The organism is Dietzia sp. B44, assembly GCF_014145245.1.
Classification (GTDB): Bacteria; Actinomycetota; Actinomycetes; order Mycobacteriales; family Mycobacteriaceae; genus Dietzia; species Dietzia natronolimnaea.
Genome location: NZ_JAALEF010000314.1, coordinates 1 through 3,360, shown reverse-complemented (window position 1 = coordinate 3,360; position 3,360 = coordinate 1). Strand labels below are relative to the sequence as shown.

The following is a 3,360-nucleotide window of genomic DNA, read 5'->3' as shown; positions in this document are numbered from 1 at the left end:
TGCCGACGGGTACACGGCCCGGGTCACCCGCGTGGTCCAGCGGGGCGAGGAGACGGTCAGCACCGACACCGTGTCGTCCACCTATGCGCCCCGGGTCCGGATCGAGTGCAGGGTGGAGAGTCCGGCACCCGCGGACGAGCCGCCCGGCCCGGTCGCGCCGCCGCCGGTGCCGGACGACGCGATACGGATCCCGGGTCTGCCGGAGTTCCGGATACCGGTCCTGCCCGGCAACTGACCAGTCCCGCCGCACCGCACAGCACCGCCGCACCGCACCGCCGCGGATCCGGTGATGCACCCGAAATGCACGGATCCCCGGGGGTCGTGCGGCGTGTCGGGACCGAACACGATGCACAACCCCCGGGGAACGCGGGGCGTGGTCAGCGGTGGATCAGAACGCGGCCTCGTCCAGCTCCATGAGCTCGCTGCCGAGGCCGGCGACGATCCCGCGGGTGGCGGTGATCAGCGGGAGTTCGTTGTTCGCGAACCACTTGGCGGCGGCGATCTTGCCGTTGTAGAAGCCCTTGTCGGCGTCCGACGCGCCGTCCAGTGCCCCGAGGGCGACCTCTGCGCCGACGAGCAGTCGCCAGCCCATCATGAGGTCGCCGAACGCCATGAGCAGACGGACCGAGGCCAGACCGATGGTGTAGAGGTGCTTGGGATCCTCCTGCGAGGCGAGGAGGTGGTCGAAGCAGGTGCCGACCATCGCCTCGACGTCGGCGAGCGCGGTGGCCAGGACCTCGCGCTCGGCGGTCAGCTCCGCCGGACCGTCGGCCTCGAGGAACTTCTTGATCTGCGCCGAGACGTGACCGATGGCGGTGCCGCGGTCGCGGGCGATCTTGCGGAAGAAGAAGTCCTGTGCCTGGATCGCGGTGGTGCCCTCGTAGAGGGAGTCGATCTTGGCGTCGCGGATGTACTGCTCGATCGGGTAGTCCTGCAGGAAGCCCGATCCGCCGAAGGTCTGCAGCGACTCGGTGAGCAGCTCGTACGCCCGCTCGGACCCGACGCCCTTGACGATCGGCAGGAGCAGGTCGTTGACGCGGTGGGCGAGCTCGCCGTCGGCACCGGAGACGCGCTGGGCGATCTCGACGTCCTGATGGGCGGCGGTGTACATGTACACCGCGCGCAGGCCCTCGGCGAACGCCTTCTGGCGGATGAGCGCCCGGCGCACGTCCGGGTGGTGGGTGATGGTCACGCGGGGGGCGTTCTTGTCCGCCATCTCGGCCATGTCGCCACCCTGGACGCGCTCCTTGGCGAACTCCAGGGCGTTGAGGTAACCGGTCGACAGGGTGGAGATGGCCTTGGTGCCGACCATCATCCGGGCGTGCTCGATCACGTCGAACATCTGCCGGATGCCCAGGTTGAGCTCGCCGTCACCGACGATCCAGCCCTTGGCCGGGACCCCGTGGCCGCCGAAGGTCAGCTCGCACGTGGTGGAGACCTTGATGCCCATCTTGTGCTCGACGCCGGTGACGAACACGCCGTTGCGCTCGCCCAGCTCGCCGGTCTCGAAGTCGAAGTGGATCTTGGGGACGAAGAACAGCGACAGTCCCTTGGTGCCCGGGCCCGCGCCCTCGGGGCGGGCCAGGACCAGGTGGAAGATGTTCTCGAACATGTCGTCCGAGTCGGCCGAGGTGATGAACCGCTTGACGCCCTCGATGTGCCAGCTGCCGTCGTCCTGCTTGACGGCCTTGGTGCGGCCGGCCCCGACGTCGGATCCGGCGTCGGGCTCGGTGAGCACCATGGTCGCGCCCCACCCGCGCTCGACGCAGGTGGCGGCCCACTTCTTCTGCTCCTCGGTGCCGTTCTCGTACAGCACGGCCGCGAAGGCGGGGCCGGCTCCGTACATGAACGCGGGGGGGTTGGCGCCGAGCATCATCTCGCCGGTGGCCCACACCATCGCGCGGGGGGCGGGCATGCCGCCGAGGTCCTCCGGCAGACCCATCGACCAGTAGCCGGCGTCGTACCAGGCGCGGAACGACTTCTTGAAGTCCTCCGGCAGGGAGACCGAGTGGGTCTCGGGGTCGAAGACCGGCGGGTTGCGGTCGGCCGAGGAGAAGGACTCGGCGACCGGGCCCTCGGTGAGGGTCGCGACCTCGGAGAGGATGCCCCGGGCGGTGTCGGTGTCCATGTCGCCGAACTCGCCGGCGTCGAGTGCCTCGTTCATGCGCAGGACCTCGAACATGTTGAACTCGAGATCGCGGACGTTGCTCTTGTAGTGACCCATTACGGTCTTCTCCGATCGGAGTGCGGTGTCGTGGCAATGGAGGTGGCCGCGCGGGTCGGCACTGGTGTCCATGGGCGCACCGGAACCTACCCGTCGGTAACAAGACAGATGTTAGTGCGTCGTCAGCGATCCGTCCAAGGTGAGGAAAGACTCTTATTACCCTGGTGGGCGGCGCGCGGCCGATCGGGCCGCATCGAGCAGGATCGATTTCTCGGCCCGCGCCACGGTCCGCCGGGTGATCTCGGCGTAGTCCGGGGTCACCGACACCGACGTCACGCCCCTGCGGACGAGATGCTCGGCCATCGACGGGTCGGTCGAGGCGGCCTGCCCGCACAGCGAGACCGTGAGTCCCGATTCGTGGCAGCGGTCGATGATCTGGTCGATGAACGCCAGGACCGCCGGGTCCATCGAGTCGAAGAGCTCCGCGCACACCTCGGAGTCGCGGTCCACCCCGAGCGTCAACTGGGTGAGGTCGTTGGACCCGATCGAGACCCCGTCGATGCCCATCGCGGCGTACTCGGGGATCCAGTGGACGACCGACGGGACCTCGGCCATGATCCACCGCTTGAGGCCCGGGTCGCGCCCGAGGGGGTGGGCGTCGATGATGTCCAGACAGGCGCGGAGCTCCCACCCGGTGCGGACGAACGGGATCATCAGGTGCAGGTTGCCGTGCTTCTGCCGAACCCGGGCCAACGCGTCCAGCTCCAGTCGGAACAGGTCCGGTTCCTGCGTGTAGCGGAAGCACCCGCGGTAGCCGATCATCGGATTGCGCTCCTCGGCCTCGACCTCCCCGCCGAGCAGTCCGCGGAACTCGTTGGAACGCAGGTCGGTGGCGCGGTAGACCACCGGCCGGGGCTCGAAGGCCGCGGCGATCGTGCTGATCCCCGAGACCATCCGGTCGACGTACTCCTCCTGCCTCCCCTCGGCGATGAGCGTGCGCGGGTGGACGCCGTCCAGCGCGCTGGTGATGAGGAACTCCGCGCGCAGCAGGCCCACCCCGTCCACGTCCATCGCGGCGACCCTGGCCGCGGCGTCGGGGGTCGCGAGGTTGACGTACACCGCGGTCGCGGTGACCTCGCGGGTCCTCACCTCGGGCGCCCGACCTGCGTCGGCGGGGGCGTGTTCGGCGGCGGCCG

Annotated in this window: 2 protein-coding genes and 1 pseudogene; 1 reads left to right on the top strand and 2 read right to left on the bottom strand. The window is 69.4% G+C overall.

The genetic code is table 11. The annotated features are described in order from the left end of the window. Positions 1-235, top strand: a pseudogene (locus G6017_RS10920) (VanW family protein); the annotation flags it as partial. A 153-nt stretch (positions 236-388) separates the two neighbouring features. Here the strand turns inward: G6017_RS10920 and G6017_RS10915 are convergent. Continuing rightward, the gene (locus G6017_RS10915) at positions 389-2,224 is read right to left on the bottom strand and encodes an acyl-CoA dehydrogenase (protein WP_182617337.1); all 1,836 of its coding nucleotides are present in this window, start codon (positions 2,222-2,224) and stop codon (positions 389-391) included. A 156-nt stretch (positions 2,225-2,380) separates the two neighbouring features. Beyond that, positions 2,381-3,360 (bottom strand): putative PEP-binding protein (locus G6017_RS10910; RefSeq protein ID WP_347237990.1); only part of this gene is annotated, 980 nt, incomplete at its 5' end.

What these genes read in the sequence shown, in the direction of transcription:
- G6017_RS10915 (WP_182617337.1), bottom strand. Translation starts at nt 2,224, where the DNA reads ATGGGTCACTACAAGAGCAACGTCCGCGATCTCGAGTTCAACATGTTC.